Genomic DNA, 19,668 nt, shown 5'->3' with positions numbered 1-19,668 from the left:
TTTGACGAAGAGGTCTGGCCGATTCTCGCCGAGCGAGTGCCGGCGTTCGAGGCGATCAAAGTGGTCAACTCCTGGGCAGGGCACTACGACTTCTGCGTGCTGGATCACAACGCAATCGTCGGGCCGCACAATGAGGTGCGCAACTTCCTCTTCTGCAATGGCTTCAGCGGTCATGGCCTGCAACAGGCGCCTGCAATTGGTCGCGGCCTGAGTGAGCTGATCACTTACGGCGAATACCGCAGCCTGGATCTGAGCGCGCTGTCTTACGACCGCGTGGTGGAAAACCGTCCCTTTTTGGAAGACTCGGTCATCTGACCGCGTGGCCTGATGGAGAACAATGATGACTAACAACAATTCCACAGCGACCCGCACAGGCGGTCAGGTGCTGGTCGATGCTTTACGCATCAATGGTGTCGAACGTGCCTTCTGTGTGCCCGGTGAAAGTTATCTGGCAGTGCTCGATGCATTGCATGATGCCAAGGACGATATTGAGCTGATTGTCTGCCGTCAGGAAGGCGGGGCGGCATACATGGCCGAGGCGTACGGCAAGCTGACGGGCAAGCCGGGCATCTGTTTCGTGACTCGTGGTCCGGGCGCAACCAATGCTTCGGTGGGCGTACACACGGCGTTCCAGGATTCCACGCCAATGATCCTGTTTATCGGCCAGGTGGCCCGAGATCAGGTCGAGCGCGAAGCCTTCCAGGAGATCGATTATCGCCGCATGTTTGGTCAAATGGCCAAATGGGTCGTCGAAGTGGATGACGCCGCGCGCTTGCCGGAACTGCTCAGTCAGGCCTTCCATCGCGCCACCAACGGTCGACCGGGCCCGGTCGTCGTGGCGCTGCCGGAAGACATGCTGACGGATCGGGTGGATGTCGCTGATGCCGGTCCTGCGCAGGCCATCGAGCCGGCCGCTTCGCCTGCTTCGCTCGAACAGCTGCAAAGCCTGATCGCTCAGGCGCAGCGTCCGCTGGTGGTGCTCGGTGGCGGCGGCTGGAGCGGGGAGGCGGTGGATAATATCCGCGCGTTTATCGAGAAACAGAATCTTCCGGTGGCGGCATCGTTCCGCTGCCAGGACCTGTTCAACAATACGCTGCCCAATTACGCCGGTGACCTGGGCCTGGCGGCCGGTCCCGAGCTGGTCGAAGCGGTAAAAAATTCGGATCTGTTACTGGTGATCGGCGCGCGTTTGGGCGAGATGACCACGGGGGGCTATTCGCTGGTCAACATCCCGGTGCCGAAGCAAAAGCTGGTTCACGTGCATGCGGGCATTGAAGAACTGGGGCGGGTGTATCAACCCACCCTGGCGATCAATGCCGGGATGAAAACCTTCGCGGCGCAGGTGGCTGCCTTGCCAGCCGTCAACCCGCAAGGGCTGGCTGACTGGACAGCACAACTCAATCGTGGCTACCGCGCCAATTTTGACTGCCCAGCTTCGCCGGGTTCTGTGCAAATGAGCGAGGTCATCGCCTGGCTCAATGATCGCCTGCCCCACGATAGCATCATCACCTGCGGTGCGGGCAACTACACCGGTTGGGTGCATCGCGGCTATCAGCACCGCACCTTCCGTACATTGTTGGGCCCAACCAACGGTTCGATGGGGTATGGGGTGCCGGCTGCAGTGGCGGCCAAAATCACTGCTCCAGAGCGTACGGTCGTAGCATTCGCTGGCGATGGCTGTTTCCTCATGAACGGTCAGGAGCTGGCAACGGCCGCCAACTACGACGCCCGTCTGGTGGTCATCGTGGTGAACAACGGCATGTACGGCACCATCCGCATGCACCAGGAGCGTAGCTATCCAGGTCGCGTTTCCGGTACTGAGCTGCATAACCCGGATTTCGCCATGTTGGCCCGTTCCTATGGCTTCCATGCCGAGACGGTCGTGGCGACCGAGCAGTTCGCCGAGGCCTTCGAGCGGTGTGTCGCTTCCCAGAAACCGGCATTGATTGAGATTCAGGTCGATCCGGAGGCACTGACCCCTCGAATGACTTTGAGCCAGATACGCGAAAAAGCACTCGCTTCGCGCTGATTGACCTCGGGCGGGACGGATTGATCGTCCCGCCTTTTTTTGTCTTCAATTTATACGAGCGCCTCATCATGAGACTTGCCGATCCTGAACTGCTGCGTGAACTTTGCTACATCGATGGTCAATGGGTGGCGGCTGACACTGCGCAAACCATCGACGTTACCAACCCGGCCACCGGTGAAGTGATCGGGCGTGTACCGCGTATGGGGGCCAGTGAAACCCGGCGAGCGATCAGCGCCGCTCAGGCCGCGTTACCCGCCTGGCGTGCACTCACGGCCAAGGAACGGGCCGCTCGCCTGCAAGCATGGTTTCGCGAAATCATGAACCATCAGCAAGATCTGGCGCAGATCATGACCGCCGAGCAAGGTAAGCCGCTGGCCGAGGCGCGGGGTGAAATCGCCTTCGCTGCTGCTTACGTGGAGTGGTACGCGGAGGAGGGCAAGCGTATCTACGGCGATGTGATCCCGTCGCCCCATGCTGACCGGCGGCTTATCGTGACCAAGGAGCCCATTGGTGTCTGTGCCGCGATTACCCCTTGGAACTTCCCGGCGGCTATGATTACCCGCAAGGCTGCGCCTGCGTTGGCAGCCGGATGTACGTTGGTACTCAAACCAGCGTCACAGACGCCTTTCAGTGCGCTTGCACTCTGTGTGCTGGCTGAGCGGGCTGGCATTCCCCCAGGTGTACTGAGTGTGATCACAGGTGATTCGGGCGCGATCGGCGGTGAGCTGACTTCCAGTCCGATCGTGCGCAAACTATCGTTCACTGGCTCTACGCCGATTGGCATCAAGCTCCTTGAGCAGTGTGCCGCCACGGTCAAAAAAGTCACCATGGAGTTGGGTGGCAACGCACCGTTCATTGTGTTTGATGATGCGGATCTTGACGCGGCGGTCGAAGGGGCGGTGATTGCCAAATTCCGCAACGCTGGCCAGACCTGCGTTTGTGCTAACCGCTTCTTTATCCAGGACGGTATCTACGATCAATTCGTCGAGAAATTTGCCGCCCGGATCAACAGCCTGGTAGTCGGCGAAGGTACCCAGGCGGGCATCGAAGTCGGTCCGATGATCGACGCCAAGGCGCTGGCCGGTGTCGAAGCATTGGTGGTCGAGGCTCGGGAGGCCGGGGCGCGGGTGGTGGTGGGAGGCAAGCGTCACGCCTTGGGTGGTGCCTTCTACGAGCCGACCTTGCTGGCCGGCGTGACGGCCGATATGCGTGTGGCTCAGGAGGAAATCTTCGGGCCGGTGGCGCCCTTGTTCCGCTTCAGCAGCGAGAACGAGGTGATCGCCTTGGCCAACGACACGGAATTCGGCCTGGCCTGCTACGTCTACGCCCGTGACCTGGGACGCGTGTGGCGGGTTTCGGAGGCGCTGGAGTACGGTATGGTGGGTGTAAACGTGGGCGTACTGGCCACAGAAGTTGCGCCATTTGGTGGCGTCAAATCTTCTGGTCTGGGGCGCGAAGGATCGCGCTACGGTATCGAGGATTACGTCGAGATCAAGTATCTGTGCCTGGGGCTTGGCTGATCAGGTGAAACAGCAGGGCGGAGATCACTCTCCGCTCTGTACCAGGCGCTGATAGCGCGAGAGGCTTTCTTCAAGATGCTTGCGCAATGCATTGCGGGCACCGTTGATGTCACCCATGGTAATCGCCGAAAGAATCGCACCGTGTTCTCGGCCGATCTTCTTGATGTGTGCCTGGCGACTCTTACCTGTGGATTGTCCATGTTTGAGGTGCAGATCGAAGATGATGTCCGGTCCCAATGCCTCTAGAAGCTGGGTGAAGTGAGGATTGTTGGTAGCACGGGCGATAGCGAGGTGAAACTCGAAGTCGGCCTTGGCTTCTTCTTCAAGATCGTTTCCATCCAGGGCGTTAAAGCGATCGAAGGCCTGTGTAATGTCCGCCATGCTGGTCGGGCTACGGCGTTCGGCGGCCCTGGCAACAGATTCGGTTTCAATGCCCAGACGAAGCTCCAGCACTTGGGCTGCTGCGCGGACATCATCCACGGCGGTGCTGAGTGCATAGCCGATGCGCTTAACGTCTTGCTCCACCACAAACACGCCAACACCTTGCCGTGCGATCAGGCGCCCCCCCAGGCGCAGCGAAGCGACTGCCTCGCGGATGACCGGTCGACTAACGTTGAATTCCTTGCACAGTGCCTGTTCAGAAGGCAGCTTCTCACCGGGACCGTAGGTGCCTATATCAATGCGATTGGACAGTTCACGGATAACCGTCTCTGCAAGATTTTCCCTGCGCGTACCAATTGTCGCGTCCATTTATGTTGCTCCTGAAACTAAATGCTCATCACGGAAGATGAATGGTTGTACAGCTGAGTGGACCTCGTCAAATAGACGAAAAGTCTCTGTTTGTTTCGTCCAAAGGCCGCTGATCCGGCCAGTTGACTGCTTCCCATATGTTATCAAACAACTGACCTCACATGGTGCGATCGTCCAGGATCGTTGGTGAGACGCGCCTCGGATTTGTGCATTTTTCCTCCGGCCTGAAATTCTTCGTTGTCATTTCCGCTGGTACTTAGCATACACCCATTGACAGTTGCCTGCTGACTGTTATCTTACAAGTACGGCCGCTGATGGTGGCTGTGCAATGCAGTGAGATTGTCCCGAATAAGGTCTGGTTGCCGTGAAAGGGCCTGGACGTGGAAAAGAAGACTTGCACGCCAACGTGCTCAATTCGTTTGTCCGATGATTTCTGGGAGGGGTATATGTATAAAAATAACCTGATCTTCACAGCGCTCGCTGCGGCCATGGCTACAGCGCTGAGTGTTGGGATCGCCACTGCTGCTGACACCGAGCAGGTCCGAATTGGTTTTGCCGGGCCACTGACTGGACCATCCGGTCACCAGGGGCTGGATGTTGAACATGGCGTGAGCATCGCCATTGAAGAGGCCAACCAGCAAAAACTGAAAATTGGCGACAAGGTGGCGGAGTTCAAACTGGTCTCCGAAGACGATGTAGCTGACCCCCGTACCGGTACTGCGGTGGCCCAGCGATTGGTAGATGCCAAGGTGGCTGTCGTCATCGGCCACTACAACTCGGGCACTAGTATTCCTGCTTCGAAAATCTACGGTGACGCCGGCATTCCTCAAATCACTCCTTCGGCAACTAATCCTGCACTGACCAAGCAAGGCATCAAGTCGGTTTTCCGTGTGGTCAATGATGATGCCACGCTGGGGCGTTATGCCGGCAACTACCTGGTCAACAAACTCGGTGCCAAACGCATTGCGATCTTTGATGACCGCACCGCCTACGGCCAGGGCCTGGCGGATGAGGTGAACAAGGCGGTCAAGGCTGCTGGCGGCAATGTCGTGGTGCGTGAATACACCAACGACAAAGCCACCGATTTCAATGCCATTCTGACCACGGCGAAAGCGCAACAAGTGGACGCCGTGTTCTTTGCTGCCCTGGATTATCAGGCGGCGCCGATGGCCAAGCAGATGAAGAACCTGGGTATCAAAGCCAAGTTCATGAACATCGGTAACCTGCCTAACGACGAGTTCAAGAAAATGGCCGGCAGCGCAGCTGAAGGAGCCTATGCCTGGAACTACGGTACGCCTTTGCAGGACATGCCGAAGGGGGCCGCCTTCGAACAAAAGCTCAAGGACAAGTTTGGCATGGGCGTGGTGCAGTCCTCGCCAGCTGCTTACGACGCTACCTGGGCTGCGATCAATGCAATGGTCAAGGCGCAATCAGACGATCCCGCCGTTTACCTGCCTGTGTTGAAAAGCTCCAGCTACGACGGTGTCACCGGAACCATCGCATTCGACGAGTCTGGCAACCTCAAAAATGCCGCCGCGACAATTTTCCAGTTTGAAAACGGCAAATGGAAAACCCTGGCTGTAGAGCGCGACTAAAGAGTTAGCAACATCCAGAACGATAAGCGGGCCCCCCACGGCCCGCGACAACAACAAGAAGACTTTTTTCTGATCTGCCATGAGTTTCATCGCGTGCTCTTGCAAGAGATCGCCGGTGAATACAACGCAGCTTTGAGGATTCACCAAGTGGACGCCAATCTTAGTATCTTGTTGCAGCAGATCCTCAATGGTCTGGTGCTCGGCAGTATCTACGCCCTTGTGGCGCTGGGCTACACCATGGTTTACGGCATCATTGGTCTGATCAACTTCGCCCATGGCGAGATCGTAATGGTCGGTGCAATGGTGACGATTTCGGTGCTGACCATGCTGGCAGGGTTTGGATTTGCCCCCGGTGTGCTGACTCTGTTGCTCGCAATCATGATTGCCGCGGTCGTCTGCATGCTGATGGCACAAGGTATGGAGAAATTCGCCTACCGACCGTTGCGCAAAGCCCCTCGTTTGACGCCACTGATCCTGGCGATCGGTATCTCCATTTTTCTGCAAAATATGGCGATGATGATTTGGGGGCGCGGTTATAAAACCTTTCCCGAAGTCGTCGAAACCCGGCCTATCGAAGTGTTTGGCGCCACCATTACCAATATTCAGATGAGCATCATGATCATCTCGGTCGTCATCATGTTTGCCCTCTGGGTACTGGTGGACAAGACCCGACTTGGCAAAGCCATGCGGGCAACGGCACAGAACCAGGAGGTCGCCGGTTTGATGGGTATCAACATCAATCGGGTGATCTCGGCCACTTTCGTCATCGGCGCATCACTGGGCGCCGTGGCCGGTGTCATGCGCGCAGTCAACTATGGCCAGGCTGACGCCTACATGGGATTACTGCTTGGACTCAAAGCCTTTTCGGCGGCGGTACTAGGGGGGATCGGCAACCTCTTCGGCGCCATGGCGGGAGGGATCTTGCTGGGCCTGATCGAGTCTCTCGCCGCGGGTTACACCGGCCAGTTGACGGGGGGATTTCTGGGGGCGAATTATCAGGACATCTTTGCATTCATGGTGCTCATCATGGTCTTGCTTTTCCGGCCTAACGGTCTGATGGGCGAGCGTCAGGCCGACCGCGCATAGGAGGCTTCGCCATGAAGAATATTTACGCTCAATACGCGCTGCTCGTGCTGGCCTTCATCGCTCTGCCGTTTGTAGTCGACGCGATACCGTTCCTTGGGCCGACCTGGGTGCGAATCCTCGGTTTTGCCATGCTCTATGTGTTGTTGGCACTAGGGCTCAATATCGTGATCGGTTACGCCGGTCTGCTGGACATGGGGTACATCGGTTTTTACGCCATTGGCGCCTACCTGTATGCATTGCTCTCGTCTCCACATCTGAATATGACGGGGTTGGCCGAGGGGGTATTGAACTGGCCCCTGTGGATCATCATCCCGTTAGCCGCTGTCATTGCAGCAATATGTGGTGTTCTGATTGGCGCACCGGTGCTCAAGCTGCGCGGTGACTACCTCGCGATCGTCACGCTGGGTTTTGGCGAAATCATCCGGATCTTCATGAACAACCTGGACCAACCGGTGAATATCACCAACGGTCCTCAGGGCATTTCAGGAATAGCTCCGTTGCACATCGATGCCGGCGCCTGGAGTTACGCCAGCGGGCATGCTCCGGACGCCATTCTGTCCTTGCAGACAAAATGGAGCCTGTTCGGTTTACAGGTTTCACCTGTCATCAGCTACTACCTGTTCTTTTTGGCAGTCGTCATCCTCTCGATCATTTTGTCCAAGCGTCTGGAAGTGTCCCGTATCGGTCGTGCCTGGATGGCGTTGCGTGAAGACGAAGTCGCCGCTGAGGCAATGGGCCTGAACAAGCGCAATCTCAAGCTCCTGGCCTTTGCGATGGGGGCGACATTCGGTGGTGTGTCCGGTGCATTGTTTTCTGCTTATCAGGGCTTTGTGAGCCCGGAATCGTTCACGCTCATGGAGTCGATCATGGTCCTGGCAATGGTGGTGCTGGGGGGCATGGGTTCGATCCGTGGCGTGGTTCTGGGCGCGTTGATTTTGTCGATCATGCCCGAAGTGTTTCGCGACCTGGTGAACTGGGTACAGCCATTCGTGATGGACAACGTGACCTTCATCAGTCGTGAAGTGCTGCGCAATATCCTCGATGCCTCAACGTTGCGAATGCTGGTCTTTGGTCTCGCATTGATCCTTGTCATGCGTTTCCGGCCAGAGGGGCTTTGGCCATCGAGCCGCCGCCGTGCCGAGCTGCATGAAGATGAAAGTGCGCCATTGGTTCCGGCACCTGCGCTGGATAGCACCGCAGAACATCTGGAACCCGCGACAGCCGAGTTCAGACTCAAAGAGGTCAATAAGGTATGAGCGACGTACTGCTGGAGCTGCATAAAGTCAGCAAGTTTTTTGGCGGGCTACAGGCCTTGCATGGCATCGACCTGAGTATCAAGCGCGGTGAGATTCGCGGCCTGCTCGGTCCGAACGGTGCAGGCAAGACGACGTTGTTCAACGTATTGACCGGCTTGTACCGTGCCGAGGAGGGCAAGGTGGAATTCAACGGCAAACCGCTGCGGATCAGCAAGCCGCATAAAGTGGTGGAGGCCGGCATCTCCCGAACCTTCCAGAACATTCGCCTGTTTCACAATATGACGGCGTTGGAGAACGTCATGATCGGCCGTCATGTGCGGACGAAAAGCGGCGTGTTCGGCGCTATTTTACGGACCCGTCGTTGCGTCCAGGAAGAGCGTGAGATTCATGAATCGGCGCGTTACTGGCTCGATTACGTTGGCATTGGCCGATTCGCCGGCGAGTTGGCGAAAAACCTTTCATACGGTGATCAACGTCGACTGGAGATAGCGCGAGCACTTGCAACGGAGCCGCTGCTGGTCGCCCTGGATGAGCCAGCGGCGGGTATGAATGCCTCGGAAACTGAGGGCTTACGTCAGTTGATGTGCAAGATGAAGGGTGATGGCAAGACTGTTCTGCTGATCGAACATGACGTGAAACTGGTCATGGGCTTATGCGACCACGTTACGGTTCTGGAGTTTGGCAAAAAAATCGCTGACGGCCTGCCTGCGCAGGTACAGAAAGACCCTCGGGTGATCGAGGCTTATTTGGGCACTGAGACGGTGGCTTGAGCATGAAAAATATTCTTCAGGTAAACGATCTCAAGGTTTCCTATGGCGCCATTCAGGCGATCAAAGGGTTGGACTTTCATGTCGGCGAGGGTGAGATGGTGGCCTTGATCGGGGCCAACGGTGCCGGTAAAACCACGACGCTCAAGACGCTTGCCGGGCTGCTGACGCCGACCGCAGGGCAAATTACGTTTGACGGAAAAGCCCATTCGAAGATCAAGAGCTTCGACTTGATACGCGAAGGCTTGGCGCTGGTACCTGAAGGGCGGGGCATTTTCCCCAAGCTGACGGTTGTTGAGAATCTGGAAATGGGCGCCTTTTCGCGTACCGATGGCAAAACGGCCATCGAAGCCGACATCGAGCGCATGTTCAGCATCTTTCCCCGGCTCAAGGAGCGGGCGTTCCAGCTTGCCGGCACCATGTCAGGTGGAGAGCAGCAGATGCTGGCTATTTCCCGGGCCCTGATGGGCAAACCCAAGTTGCTCCTGCTCGACGAGCCATCCATGGGGCTTGCACCGATCATTGTGCAAAAAATCTTCGAGACCATTCGTGAAGTGGTGAAGGGCGGGGTCACGTTGTTGCTGGTGGAGCAGAACGCGAAACTCGCTCTCCAGACCTGTCAGCGCGCCTATGTGATTGATGGTGGTCGCATTGCGCTGGAAGGCCAGGCGGACGAATTGCTGCACAACGAACAAGTGCAGAAAGCCTACCTCGGCGAATAATCGGAACACTTTTCCTAAAGCCGTCGGATTTATTCGCTGATATGCGATGGCTGATTGGGTTACCCGAATGCTGTTTCTGCTATTGGCTGTAGATAGAACTCGGTAGCGCGGCTGGGCGTTATTCCATTTTGGTTCTTGATGTCCCCCTTCAAACAAGTTCAGAATTGAGTCCATTCCTGCTTCAGGAATAAAAGAAACCCCATAGATTTCAATGGGTTGGACGCCAGATGCGAGTCTCGTTTCCCGCTCCAAATATTAAAAAATGGACCTCTGAAAAGAGGTCCATTTTTTTTGCGTCAAAGAAAATCCCAGGCCTGCATCTTCCTTGGCATCGACGGCCCTCGCTTTTTCGTTAACACGAAAGTGTGCGAATCAGGGCGACCTGTTAGTTCCAACGAGTGGGAATTTCTGATGACTACGTTCTCTGACGGCACTGACACAGCTGAATCTGCAGCCGGGCCGTGAGCATCCATTGTTCATCTGCGCCCGGCAGCGCGATCAATCCCGAGTCTGGACCTCGGCGCTGTTTCTTACGCTGTAAACGCTGATGTCCCGCGACGTTTTCCTCGAACGTTCGGCGACTGCTTGATAACGCTTGAGCAGTCGCCTTCGGGCTAAAGCGCCTTGCCGAAGCGGAATGAAGCGCCATAAGCCGAGTCGGGTAAATGGCTGCGGCCATCTGCCCTTAACCTGGACCTGAAGGTACCGCTTTGCGGCTGGGTCCTGTAGAGGCCGCGCTTCTGTAATTCGGGAATGATCAACTCCACGAAATCTTCGAGTGTGCCAGGGCTGATCAACGGATTGATCATGTAGCCGCTGGTGCCGCTAATGCGTGCGTGTTCTTCGATCCGGTCGGCTACCTGTTGCGGGGTGCCCACCAGGATCAGGTCGCTGCCGCGGGTGACTTTGGCAAAACGTTGCTTCACATCCCCGGCGGTCAACGGCTTACCACTGCCATCGGGGTGCATGACATAGGACGTCAGCCCTTCGGTGTGGGTCGACAATGCATCGCTGTCGGCATAGCGACTGATATCAATGCCGGTGTCGCCCGCATAACTGACCAGTTGCGCCTGAAGGTGGTAGTTGCTTTGCAATGCGTCATATTTGCGCTGCGCTTCAATTTCGGTTTTGGCGGTGACGATGCGCAATACAGTCAGGGACTTCACATCCTCACGCTGGCGACCGAGAGCCTGGGCCTTGGCCCATATGTCCTCCAGGCCCTGACGGATTTCCTGAGGGTTGGATTTGGCAATGAAGATCAGTTCGGCATGCTTGGCGGCGAACTCGCGACCGCGACCCGACCAGCCGGCCTGGATCAGTAGCGGTGTGCGCTGCGGTGACGGTGAGGTGAGGTGCGGCCCGGCGACTCGATAGTGCTCGCCGACGTGGTTAATCGGCCGTACCCGATCACCCCGGGCATACAGTTGATGAGCTTTGTCCGCGACCACTGCATCGTCGGCCCAACTGCCTTCCCACAGCTTGTACACCACATCGAGAAATTCTTCGGCGCGTTCGTAGCGGTCATCGTGTTTGATCATCTGTTCAAGGCCGAAGTTACGCGCGGCGCTGGACAGATAAGAGGTCACGATGTTCCAGCCCACCCGGCCATTGGTGAGATGGTCCAGGGTGCTGAAACGCCGAGCGTGGGAGAAGGGGTGTTCATAGCTGGTGGTAACCGTGACGCCGAACGCAAGGTTTTCGGTGACCGCGGCCAGGGCGGGAATGATCATCAACGGATCATTGGCCGGAGCTTCCACAGCCCATTTCATCGCGGCATCGGCATTGCCACCAAAGACGTCGTAGAAACCCAGCACGTCGCCGAAGAACAGCATGTCGAGGTTGGCCTGGTCGGCAATGCGCGCCAGGTTCGACCAGTAGCCCAACGAATTGATTGCCAGGCGCTCGTCAGCCGGATGCGTCCAGAGGCTCGGCGCACCTCCACAGCCCACACTGGCTTGTTCGTAGAGTGCAAACAACAGAGGTTTTGGATCGGACATCATGGCTCCTGGACAAATTTGAAGGGGCGTTTCTGTAACAACTTCACCTCATAGATTGAAACGCACTATAAAAACAAAATGTAATTATTTAATGGAATAAGAGCCTTGTATCAGGCTATATGGAACCTAAGCCTCAGGCGCCATCTTTACCGGGCTCGGCATCGCTCAGAATGAATGGCTGCACTTCGAAATACCTGCGATCTTTTGTTCTTGCTCTACGCGCCAGAGGAGTCAGAACGCGTATTGCAGGCGGGTGTAGTAGTAACCGCCGGTGAAGCCGAAGGGTGAATAACTGCCCCAGTTATCGCCGAACGAAGAGTTGCTTACGCCGATATGGTCCGGGTACTTGTCGAACAGGTTCTGCGCGCCGACGGCCACGGTCAGTTGTTTGTTGAGCGCATAGGCATTGTACGGTGGTCCTCGCGCTGCCTCGACCAGGTCGCGTCGCCATCTACGCCGATTACTTTGATAGTCTGTTCAGCCAGCGCCCGCAACAGCCAGCCTTCGCCACAGCCCAAGTCAAGCGGGGGGGGACCCCACTTGCTCGGGAAAACTGCAATGCCCGCGATACAGATCCTGACCAGATATCAAGCCAACTGATGCCGATAAGGCAAGTCCGGCCCGGTCTTGCCGCAGGTCAGGGCGGCGGCGCTGACGGCGAAGGTGAGCATCGCGTCGATCTGTTCGCGACTCAAGCGCTGCAAACCCTCCACCGAATCCAGCTGCTGTTCGGTCAGCCAGGCGATCAACGCCGCTTGGAAAGTGTCGCCGGCGCCCACGGTATCAGCCATCACCACCGCGCAGGCCGGCGCCGACCAACTGCCATGGCGGCGGCTGAATACCGTTGCTCCCTGGCCGCCACGGGTGAGGAATACCAGCTGGCAGCGGTGTTCCAGCCAGCCATGGATCACGCTTTGCGGATCACGCTCGGGGTAGAGCAGGTTCAGGTCCTCGTCGCTGACCTTGATAAGGTCGGCATGCTCGACCAGAGTGTTGATGCGTTCGCGCCACAGTTCGATATTCGGTTGCGGGTTTAGTCGCACGTTGGGGTCTAGGCTGATCAGGCGTTTGCCGCTTTCCCGGCGGACCAGGGCCAGCAGGGTGTCGGCAATCGGCTGCACCACCACCGAGAACGAGCCGATATGCAACCCACGCACCTCAGCGCCTAACTCAGGTAAATGCCCCGGCAACAGCTGGCGATCGGCACAACCTTCGCCTCGGAAGCTGTAATGCGGCGAGCCGTCGGCACCGACGGCGACCATCGCCAGGGTGGTCGGTGCGTCGAAGTCCTGCAGGTAGTCCGGGCGCACGCCTTCCTCCTGCAGCACTTGCTGTAAACGCCGGCCGAGGTAGTCGCTGGACAGCCCGGCGAACAGCGCCACGTCGATGCCCAGACGGCGCAAGCCGACGGCGACGTTGAACGGCGAACCACCGGCAATCGCTTTGTAGTTCACTTTTGAAGCTTGAACGTTGACGTCGTTTTCACTGAAGAAATCGAACAGCGCTTCACCACATACCAGATACATAGTCATTCGCTCTTTAAAGGTTCGCTACAAGTTGTTAATAGCGTTCGTAGGCCTGTTAGCGTTAAAAATCTAGCCAAGCAAAGCGCTTAGTTAACGGCGTGATTCTTTCTCAAAAGAGAGGAAGTGGGATCTTAATTTGTGATCGTGAAGTCAGCGATATTGCTGGCCGAAATCACAATGTCGGCATTCGGAAGGTCGTTGCGATGAACTTTTTCATAGGAAGTAGACTCATCGAAACCCAATGATCGCCATCGATCAAGCAGGCGCGCTTCCAGGGTTTTGCGGTCAGCCTGCAGCATTATGGTGGCGTCAAAACAGTCTATTAAGGACGACCATGGGGCGAGGTCTAATAGAAGGTAGTTTCCTTCCACGATGAGATATTTCACGTCAGAGGAAATCAATTGTCCTGCAGCACGGGATATCTCCAGGATTCGATCGAATACCGGAACGGCAACCGCTGGTTCGTTGTTCGCACGAAGCCGTAGCAGCAGACTCCTGAAGCCACCCACATCGAATGTATCAGGTGAGCCCTTACGATCTAAAAGGTTCAAGGATCCAAGAACCGCATCATCGTAATGAAAGCCATCTCCGGGAACAACAGCTGCGCTCCCCGGCATAACGCTATTAAGAGCCTCTACCAAGGCCTGAGAGACGGTGGACTTACCGGCACCAGGCGGCCCCGCTAGCGCAACGACAATTCGATTCCCAGACAGGGCCTTAACGTAGTTAAGTAGCTCTGTACTTACTATTGTGTTTGTTTTGGTAAACATGCCAAATCTCTCCTCAGCAGCCGTCGCTCAGGTTTCCCGTAGGTTCGCCCCTCTAGGGGTTTTCATGCCGTTCGGCCGCTGCGAGCAACTCGCAGCAGCCATTCCCCGCATTAAAGAGGTGGGACCCCTATGTCATTTGACTCAATCGCTCAGTGGTCAATTGGTCAGTGGTCAGCTTGCCAGCCTTTGTACTCCATGACGTTGGCTCGTGTTACCAGTGAGGGTTGAAGCAGTACCGTTGTGCTTTCCAAAGATTTGCCATTCAACAGGTCATAACCCATCGTTACGGCCTGTTGTGCCTGGCCCCAAGGGGACTGAGAGGCGGATGCCTGGATCTGTGTATCGCTTTTGAGCGCAGTCTCTATATCGGGAGCTCCATCCACCGATGCGATAATGATGCCTTTGCGCTTGAGTTGTTTTGCTGCCAGGTCTGCACCTATGGCCTGGGGATCATTGATCGCGAACACCGCGTCGACTTTTGCAAAGCGAGTCAAGTCGCCTTGCATCACGCTGTAGCCACCTTCGCGCGAGCCTTTGGCATCCTGATTATCAGACAGTACTTTGATATCGGGTGCCTGCGCGAAAACACTCTTACAGCCATTGACTCGGTCCAAGACTGCCGAAGTCTGCGTACCATTCTGGATAATAACGTTACCCTTGCCACCCAGCTTCTCAGAGATGTACTGACATACAATCCTGCCGGCTTCGACGTTATCGGTCTGTACCGTGGCGTTGGCACCTTGCACCATGACATCTACGCCCACAACCACTATGCCTGCCTTCCTTGCTTTAGCAATCGCAGGCGCGATTGCGACAGGGTCGACGGCGTTGACAAGAATCAAGTCTACGCCCGAAGAAATGAAGTTATCGATTTGAGTGAACTGCTTATTCAAATCGTAATCTGCCGACACTGAGATAAATTTTGCGGCGGGATTGATATGCAGTGCCTCGGCTTTGGCGCCATCTACCATCGCTACAAAATAAGGATTACCCAGCGAGCCAACAGTTATCCCGACGGATTTCAACTCTCGCGCTTGAGCGCTGCTAAATGCCAGTAGTGTACAAACAGCGGTAAATATTATTTTTTTCATGAGCACTGTCTCTTGTTATTGGAGTGTGGGGGTTATATATGATTCAGGTTCGTGCACCTGACTGCCGAAAGCGATCGAGGGCTACCGCGCCGATGATGACAACACCTTTGATAATGTATTGCCAGATATCCGAAACTCCCAGCAATATCAGGCCATTGGAAAGTGTAGCGATAATCAGGGCGCCAATTAGCGTACCGACGATAGTGCCGACGCCTCCTGTAAAGCGCGTGCCTCCCAGAATAACGGCGGCGATAGCGTCGAGTTCATAAGACTGTCCCATTTGCAGTCCGTTAGCAGCCATCAGTCGAGCGGAAGTCATGATAGCCCCCACACCCGCCAACAAACCGGATAGGGCATAAGCAAATAACAGGACTTTCCAGACTTTGATTCCCGACAACCGTGCGGCCTCAGGATTGCCGCCCACTGCGTAAATCTGTACGCCTAACACCGTACGTCGAAGAATAAGCCACGAAAGAGTAACCACGACTACCGCGATTACAACCAGCCATGGCACCCCGAACAACGTATCGTTTCCAATGTAAGCAAAGGACAGGTCGGGATTGAAGACCGTTTTGTCTTCGCCGATGAGGCGTGCGATTCCACGCATCGCAGTCAATCCGCCTAGCGTGACGATAAATGCCGGTAGCTTTCCAAAAGCGACCAATACACCATTGACGAGCCCTAGTAGCAGTCCGACTCCAAGCCCCGCAGCGATGGCCAGGGGAGCAAACCCCGGAACTTGCGATACCAATAGCGCCACTACTGCGGAAACAGCCAGAATCGAACCAACCGAAAGGTCGATTCCTCCGGTCAAAATCACAAAAGTCAGACCTGACGCCAATACCACATTGATAGAGGCTTGCTGACTGATGATCGAGAAATTCTGAACCGAGAAAAAGCTCTCGCTCATCAGGCCAAAGCCCACACAAAGGAGTAACAGTACGGGCAGCATGCCCGCCACTCTCATCAGTTGGCGCATTTTATCCTGGGTGGAAGCTCCGGCGATGCTTCGTACACCAGGCGTGGTGAGGTCACTTGCTACTTTGCTTTGCAGTGGGGAAGTCATTGGACTAAGTCTCCGTTGGCTAGAGTCAACCTGTCGCTGCCTGTGGCAGACGCGATAATGGCTTCAGGTGTGATATCAAGACCGCTGTGGCCACCGAGTTCGGTGACAAGTTTACCTTCACACATGACCAATACACGGTCGGCAATTCCAACGATCTCTGGTAGTTCACTTGAAATTATCACTACGCAAACGCCGGATGCTGCTAATGCATTGATGATTTTATATATTTCTGATTTAGCCCCAATGTCGACACCCGATGTAGGCTCGTCGAGGAACAATACTCTGGGCTTCATCTCCAGCAGACGAGCCAACAAAACTTTTTGCTGGTTACCTCCGGACAGTGCTCCAACATTGATATCTGAAGACGCTTTGATATTGAGTGCCTGGATTGCTTGTTCGGTACGTCCAGTTCCGGCCGTTCGGTCCACAAACCCCGCAAATCGAGCATCACTTCCCACAACACATACATTGATATTGTCGTGGACACTCATGTCGAGAAAAAGGCCCAGTGCTTTGCGGTCTTCTGTCAGATAGACGATGCCTGCGTTACCTGCATCGCGAGGAGAGCGTATGACTACAACTTCGCCGTCCATCTCAATCTTTCCGCCTGAGTACGCATCGACGCCTGCGATTAATCGGGCAAGTTCGGTTCTTCCAGAACCCACCAGTCCTGCAATCCCGAGAATTTCGCCGGCGTACAGATCGAAACTGCAATCCTGAATTTTGAAGTCATCTGTAAGATTGTGAACACGTAGTATCGGTTGCTCGTAAGAGCACAAAGAACGCTCATGGGCGTAGAAGCCGGAAACATCGCGGCCAACCATCATCCGGACCAGGGTTTCAGCTGACAGCGTGACGCGATCCAGCGAACCAACGTAACGACCGTCCCGGAGCACCGAAACACAATCGGACAATGCGTATATCTCGGCCATTCGATGGCTGATATAGATGATCGCGACGCCATCATCACGTAGCTGCCGAATCAATGTAAAAAGGCTTTCGGTCTCTTTTGTGGATAGCGGCGTTGTAGGCTCGTCCATCACCAGGATTCGCGTATCGGCATGAATTGCACGCGCGATTTCAACAAGTTGTTGGTCCGCAATCGACAAGGTGCCGACCAGTGCGTGCGGATCAAATGTGACGCCAAGTCGCTTTAGTACTACGAGCGCGCCTTCGGTCATTGCCTTGCGGTTTATAACTCCACATCGACGAATCTCTCTACCCAGGTAGATGTTCTCCACCACGCTCATATTTGCGCACAAGCTGAGCTCTTGATAGATGACGGATATGCCATGGCGCTTCGCATCGTTCACGCCATAGTTTCGAATATCACATCCGTCGATTCGTATAGTGCCACTGTCGGCGACATAGGCCCCCGATAGTATTTTCATCAGAGTGGATTTTCCGGCGCCGTTTTCGCCCATTAGCGCGTGGATTTGTCCAGGGAAAATACTGAGGTCAATGTCATGCAGGACGCGCACCCCATTGAATGACTTCGAGATGGAATGCATTTCCAATAGGGCAGGAGGGGGGCTTTCAGATCCAGTGCTCAGCATAGCTGTTAACTCCTTATCTACCGATTTGAGAGGCAGTTGAAACCTCCCATCGGTGTTCTTGTTTGAGCAACATAGTCGAAAGGAAAGCGCTTGCGCAAGCGCTTTCCTTTTCGTTCTAGGAATTCTCCAAAAAGCACTTCAACGTCCATCCCCTAGGGAAGCCCCGATCAAAGAGCACATGAAAAGGATGTTAGAAAAGCGCTTGCGCAAGCGCTTTCGTCTCGGCTATGCTTTTTTCAACAAGCGCTGCTGCGTCCATCAATTGGTTCGCAGGATGATCGCTACGATAATAAAAAGGAGTGCCCGGCTATGCTGCATAGCGGATTCCACCATCTCGATTCACAGACTTCAGATGCGCTGCGCATCTCGCTGGGTCTTTCACGAAATTGCGGGCTCGCCCCGGCATCAATTCCGAGAGCCATCGACGCATTTTCTCGCCGTGAGCTTTACAATAGGTAGCAACTGGACATGAGTTCAGCGCTATCCATCAAATCACGTGAGAAAGGAGTGATGCACAGTGGGTGCAAAGATGAGCGATGTCGCGAGAGCCGCGAACGTATCAATGTCTACGGTATCTCATGTTCTCAACGGTACTCGTAAAGTACATCCTGACACCGTCCGTAGTGTGAATCAGGCTGTAGAGTCCGTAGGCTATATTCGAAACTCACTCGCTCGGTCTCTGGCTCGCTCCTCTTCGGGTTCGGGTGCTATCGGCGTGGCGATTGCTACGCTTTCAAACTATTACTTCAGTGAAACAGTACGTGCCATCGAAGCGGCATGCGCGAAAAGCGGATTGATGATGATATTGGTCAATACGCAAAGGGATCCGGAACAGGAACTCAAAGCGGTCAAGGCACTGCATGAGCGACGTGTTGACGGGATTGTACTCGCTTCGGAATATGATCCAGAAAATCGAGTATTTAATTACTTAAAAGCCAACAAGATACCCACGGTTCTCATCGATCGACTTCTCTCGACGTCTTTTGATCAGGTGGGGGTAGAGAATAAGCACTCCTCTCAAGAGTTGATTGCACATTTGATTAAGCTGGGTCATCGGCGTATCGGGATGGTATCCGGACGATTGACTCAGTCTTCTTCTCATGAGCGAATTGACGGTTACCGTGCGGCTTTAGCTGACGCTGGAATTGAGTACGAAGATCAATTGGTTTGCTGTGGTGAATCGGCGATTGCGCCGGCAATGGAAGCCACGCGCCGTTTGCTATCGCTAGAGCACCCGCCCACCGCAATAATGACTGCAAACAACTTGATGACCATTGGTGCAATGCAGGCTCTTCGTGAAGCGGGGCTTGAGGTGCCAAAGGATATCGCGCTGGTTGGCTTTGACGATTTCGACTGGGCGGATGCTTTTAGCCCAAGACTGACAGTTGTAGCGCAACCTCTCGAGGAGCTCGGAGCCCAGGCTGTGAAGCTTTTATTGAAGCGTATCAAGCAACCTGAGGGTAGACGTCAGACTATTAGATTGAAACCCTCTTTAATCCAGCGAGATTCTTGCGGCGCTTCAAAATGACTGTACTCAGGGTTTCGTCCTGAGGATCTAGCGGTGCAGACGTGAATTATTTGATGCTTGTCCACGTCTCGCCGTCTGGATAATTTTCAAACTAAATGACTGGCACCTGGTTTCCACTTGTCGTGCACGGATATGCATGTTTGCAGTGTTTTCTGCTTGAGTGCCCCGCGTTCGGTTTTGTTTTCTTCAGGCTTCAATGACTTCGTTATAGAGATAGACATTTATTTGAATCGCGATGGAGAACGCTGGCCCTCGCGGGAGTAAATCCGATAATTGGTCGTAACTGCACAATGCAGGGCTTATTCCTGTGATGGCGCTTCTGCGTTTGCAGAATTACAAAACGCCCACATTTGAATGGCAAGAAAAGAGTTGATTGAGACGGCACAAGCCGTATTGGCGAAGAAGGGCT

At 55.1% G+C, this 19,668-nt stretch carries 17 protein-coding genes and 1 pseudogene; 9 read left to right on the top strand and 9 right to left on the bottom strand.

All coding sequences use genetic code 11. From position 1 onward, the window contains the following. The 3 genes from ACQKPC_RS12205 to ACQKPC_RS12195 form a co-directional block, all read left to right on the top strand. Positions 1 to 315: NAD(P)/FAD-dependent oxidoreductase (locus ACQKPC_RS12205; RefSeq protein ID WP_427624775.1), on the top strand; the 315-nt coding region annotated here is incomplete at its 5' end. Between the two features lie 25 nt (positions 316 to 340). Then, entirely contained in the window at positions 341 to 2,029 is a 1,689-nt protein-coding gene (locus ACQKPC_RS12200; protein ID WP_427624774.1) for a thiamine pyrophosphate-binding protein, read from the top strand. 68 nt (positions 2,030 to 2,097) lie between these two features. After that, positions 2,098 to 3,549, top strand: a complete 1,452-nt coding sequence (locus ACQKPC_RS12195) for an NAD-dependent succinate-semialdehyde dehydrogenase (protein WP_427624773.1) — start codon at positions 2,098 to 2,100, stop codon at positions 3,547 to 3,549. Between the two features lie 24 nt (positions 3,550 to 3,573). On the opposite strand, the gene ACQKPC_RS12190 is transcribed toward ACQKPC_RS12195, so the two are convergent. Next, positions 3,574 to 4,299: a FadR/GntR family transcriptional regulator gene (locus tag ACQKPC_RS12190; protein ID WP_427624772.1), complete on the bottom strand. Its 726-nt coding sequence runs from the start codon at positions 4,297 to 4,299 to the stop codon at positions 3,574 to 3,576. A gap of 446 nt (positions 4,300 to 4,745) precedes the next feature. On the opposite strand from ACQKPC_RS12190, the gene ACQKPC_RS12185 reads away from it, so the two are divergent. The 5 genes from ACQKPC_RS12185 (at position 4,746) to ACQKPC_RS12165 (ending at position 9,725) form a co-directional block, all read left to right on the top strand. Next, the gene (locus ACQKPC_RS12185) at positions 4,746 to 5,894 is read left to right on the top strand and encodes a branched-chain amino acid ABC transporter substrate-binding protein (protein WP_427624771.1); all 1,149 of its coding nucleotides are present in this window, start codon (positions 4,746 to 4,748) and stop codon (positions 5,892 to 5,894) included. Positions 5,895 to 6,041: 147 nt separating this feature from the next. Then, the gene (locus tag ACQKPC_RS12180) at positions 6,042 to 6,980 is read left to right on the top strand and encodes a branched-chain amino acid ABC transporter permease (RefSeq protein WP_427624770.1); all 939 of its coding nucleotides are present in this window, start codon (positions 6,042 to 6,044) and stop codon (positions 6,978 to 6,980) included. A gap of 11 nt (positions 6,981 to 6,991) precedes the next feature. Continuing rightward, a complete protein-coding gene (locus ACQKPC_RS12175) occupies positions 6,992 to 8,236 on the top strand; it encodes an ABC transporter permease subunit (RefSeq protein WP_427624769.1) in 1,245 nt (414 codons plus the stop codon). Continuing rightward, a complete protein-coding gene (locus ACQKPC_RS12170) occupies positions 8,233 to 9,006 on the top strand; it encodes an ABC transporter ATP-binding protein (RefSeq protein WP_427624768.1) in 774 nt (257 codons plus the stop codon). The genes ACQKPC_RS12175 and ACQKPC_RS12170 overlap by 4 nt, the downstream gene beginning before the upstream one ends. Positions 9,007 to 9,008: 2 nt before the next feature. Next, positions 9,009 to 9,725, top strand: coding sequence for an ABC transporter ATP-binding protein (locus ACQKPC_RS12165; protein ID WP_427624767.1), 717 nt, complete (start codon positions 9,009 to 9,011; stop codon positions 9,723 to 9,725). A 614-nt stretch (positions 9,726 to 10,339) separates the two neighbouring features. Here ACQKPC_RS12165 and ACQKPC_RS12160 read toward each other — a convergent pair. The 8 genes and pseudogenes from ACQKPC_RS12160 to ACQKPC_RS12125 form a co-directional block, all read right to left on the bottom strand. Then, positions 10,340 to 11,722, bottom strand: coding sequence for an LLM class flavin-dependent oxidoreductase (locus ACQKPC_RS12160; protein ID WP_427624766.1), 1,383 nt, complete (start codon positions 11,720 to 11,722; stop codon positions 10,340 to 10,342). 231 nt (positions 11,723 to 11,953) lie between these two features. After that, complete coding sequence (locus ACQKPC_RS12155) at positions 11,954 to 12,100, bottom strand: hypothetical protein (protein ID WP_427624764.1); 147 nt, start codon at positions 12,098 to 12,100, stop codon at positions 11,954 to 11,956. Positions 12,101 to 12,159: 59 nt separating this feature from the next. Next, positions 12,160 to 12,246: pseudogene (locus ACQKPC_RS12150) on the bottom strand (methyltransferase domain-containing protein); the annotation flags it as partial. Positions 12,247 to 12,309: 63 nt separating this feature from the next. Further along, positions 12,310 to 13,248 carry a carbohydrate kinase family protein gene (locus ACQKPC_RS12145; RefSeq protein WP_427624762.1) on the bottom strand — a complete coding sequence of 313 codons (939 nt, stop codon included), beginning with the start codon at positions 13,246 to 13,248 and terminating at the stop codon, positions 12,310 to 12,312. 131 nt (positions 13,249 to 13,379) lie between these two features. Continuing rightward, positions 13,380 to 14,018 (bottom strand): nucleoside/nucleotide kinase family protein, encoded by a 639-nt coding sequence (locus ACQKPC_RS12140; protein WP_192343775.1) that lies wholly within the window; start codon positions 14,016 to 14,018, stop codon positions 13,380 to 13,382. 164 nt (positions 14,019 to 14,182) lie between these two features. Next, a complete protein-coding gene (locus ACQKPC_RS12135; protein ID WP_008073813.1) occupies positions 14,183 to 15,109 on the bottom strand; it encodes an ABC transporter substrate-binding protein in 927 nt (308 codons plus the stop codon). Between the two features lie 43 nt (positions 15,110 to 15,152). After that, the gene (locus ACQKPC_RS12130) at positions 15,153 to 16,175 is read right to left on the bottom strand and encodes an ABC transporter permease subunit (protein WP_218395888.1); all 1,023 of its coding nucleotides are present in this window, start codon (positions 16,173 to 16,175) and stop codon (positions 15,153 to 15,155) included. Then, positions 16,172 to 17,731: a sugar ABC transporter ATP-binding protein gene (locus tag ACQKPC_RS12125; RefSeq protein ID WP_401171164.1), complete on the bottom strand. Its 1,560-nt coding sequence runs from the start codon at positions 17,729 to 17,731 to the stop codon at positions 16,172 to 16,174. Before ACQKPC_RS12125 ends, ACQKPC_RS12130 begins: the two co-directional genes overlap by 4 nt. Before the next feature lie 517 nt (positions 17,732 to 18,248). Between ACQKPC_RS12125 and ACQKPC_RS12120 the strand changes: the two genes are divergently transcribed. After that, positions 18,249 to 19,259: a LacI family DNA-binding transcriptional regulator gene (locus ACQKPC_RS12120; RefSeq protein ID WP_427624761.1), complete on the top strand. Its 1,011-nt coding sequence runs from the start codon at positions 18,249 to 18,251 to the stop codon at positions 19,257 to 19,259. Positions 19,260 to 19,668: the final 409 nt, after the last annotated feature.

This window comes from Pseudomonas sp. NPDC089918, assembly GCF_050280605.1.
GTDB lineage: Bacteria > Pseudomonadota > Gammaproteobacteria > Pseudomonadales > Pseudomonadaceae > Aquipseudomonas.
This window is presented reverse-complemented; position numbering and strand designations above follow the sequence as displayed.